Origin of the sequence: Gluconobacter oxydans (assembly GCF_006539685.1) — a bacterium.
Classification (GTDB): Bacteria; Pseudomonadota; Alphaproteobacteria; order Acetobacterales; family Acetobacteraceae; genus Gluconobacter; species Gluconobacter oxydans.
Window position 1 is genome coordinate 1 of record NZ_BJNM01000084.1, and the last position, 1742, is coordinate 1742.

The 1742-nt window shown below is 64.6% G+C and carries 3 protein-coding genes; all 3 read left to right on the forward strand.

Annotated elements, in window-relative coordinates; genetic code table 11:
• Nucleotides 1-119 precede the first annotated feature (119 nt).
• Nucleotides 120-314 (forward strand): DUF1656 domain-containing protein, encoded by a 195-nt coding sequence (locus tag GOX01_RS12620; RefSeq protein ID WP_041111784.1) that lies wholly within the window; start codon nt 120-122, stop codon nt 312-314.
• A gap of 12 nt (nt 315-326) precedes the next feature.
• Nucleotides 327-1238: a biotin/lipoyl-binding protein gene (locus tag GOX01_RS12625; RefSeq protein WP_011252949.1), complete on the forward strand. Its 912-nt coding sequence runs from the start codon at nt 327-329 to the stop codon at nt 1236-1238.
• 1 nt (nt 1239) lies between these two features.
• Nucleotides 1240-1742: TolC family protein (locus GOX01_RS12630; RefSeq protein ID WP_170212325.1), on the forward strand; the 503-nt coding region annotated here is incomplete at its 3' end.

Sequence of the window (1742 nt, forward strand, 5' to 3'; positions counted from 1 at the left end):
CCACCGACTGCTGCTTCACTGAGTGGGAGTCGATGTGGCTGAGCGAGGAGCGTTGTGGACGAATTGGCGTACAGTCTGGCGGGTGGCAGTCTGGTGGTTGACGGTGGGGTCGGTCCCTGATGCTGGCTGAAGTTGACCTGTTTGGCGTTTTCGTTGCACCGCTTTCCATTTATGCCGTAGCGGCGGTCTTTGTGACGTTACTGCTTCGAAGCATCCTGTGGCGCACCGGTGCGCTGGGATGGTTCTGGCACGTCGCCCTCTTTGAAATAGCGCTCTATGTCTGTGTTCTCTGTCTACTCATCCTTTACGTATAGGAGGGGTCGGCAATGAACTGGACCCGCAGCGTGATCCGTGTCCTGCTGACCCTCATCGTCCTGGCCCTGGCCATCGGACTGGGGCGCACGATGTGGGACATCTACGTCCTCGCCCCCTGGACCCGTGACGGCCGTGTGCGCGTCTATGTCGTGGACGCCGCCCCTGAAGTCTCGGGCACGGTGGTTGCCGTGCCGGTCGTGGACAACCAGTTCGTCCACAAGGGCGATCCGCTCTTCGTGCTCGATCCGGTGCGCTTCCGCCTCGACATCGACGCCGCCCGCGCCCGGGTGGCCGGGGCCGAGGAAGACCTGAAGCTCCGCACCTCCGACGCCAAGCGCCGCATGGGCCTGGGCGGCATCGTCTCGGCGGAAGAGCAGGAAGACTTCAACTCCAATGTCGAAACCCAGCGCGCCAAGGTCAACGCGGCCAAGGCCGAGCTGAACACCGCCCTGCTGAACCTGCAACGCTCGACGGTCTATTCGCCGGTGGACGGCTACATCACCAACCTCAACCTGCGGGTGGGTGACTATGCCCATGCCGGCGTGTCGGGGCTCGCGGTGATCGATGCACACAGCTACTGGATCAACGGCTACTTCGAAGAAACCAAGATGCACGGCGTGCATGTGGGTGACGAGGCCCGGATCAAGCTGATGGGCTACAAGCAGATCATCATGGCGCATGTCGTCAGCATCGGCCGCGGCATCAACGACCAGAACGGCGTGTCCGACAAGCTGGGCCTGCCGGAGGTCAACCCGATCTTCACCTGGGTGCGTCTGGCACAGCGTATTCCGGTGCGTCTGGAGTTCGACAACGTCCCGCCGGAAATCACGCTGGCGGCCGGCATGACGGCCACGGTGACGATCGGGCGTGAGACGCCGGGCGCGCGCGGACGTCTGACCACCTGGCTGCAGAACCACCTCTGACATGTCACGCACCCCCCTTTCCCGATCGCTGGCGCGGCCCTTTACCCGGGCCGTAGCCCTCCGCAGCGTGGCTCTGGCCCTGAGCACCTGCCTGTCGCTGACGGCGTGCACGGTCGGGCCGAACTTCAAGCCGGACCGGATCAAGGTGCCCGACGCCTTTGTCGAGCAGCCCCGGCCTGCCACCGCCGATGCGCTGGCGCAGTCGGCTGCCGACATGAAGGACTGGTGGGCGCAGTTCCACGATCCCATGCTCAACGAGCTGGTGGAACAGGCGATCAAGGGCAATTACGACCTGCAGATCGCTTCGCAGCACATCATCGCCGAGCGCGCCGTCCGCCGTCAGGCGCAGTCGGCCTGGTATCCGCAGCTCGACGTGGCCGCAGGCGGTGGCGACGACCGCTATTCCATCAACGTGGACAACTGGCCGCTGCGTCCGGGCAACACGGCCAACCGCCCCGAGGCTTCGGTCCTGACCTATGGCGCGCGGGCAAGCTGGGAAGTCGA

Bases quoted from the DNA above. Each gene is read 5' to 3' on its own strand.
- GOX01_RS12620 (WP_041111784.1), top strand. From the start codon at position 120: ATGCTGGCTGAAGTTGACCTGTTTGGCGTTTTCGTTGCACCGCTTTCC.
- GOX01_RS12625 (WP_011252949.1), top strand. From the start codon at position 327: ATGAACTGGACCCGCAGCGTGATCCGTGTCCTGCTGACCCTCATCGTC.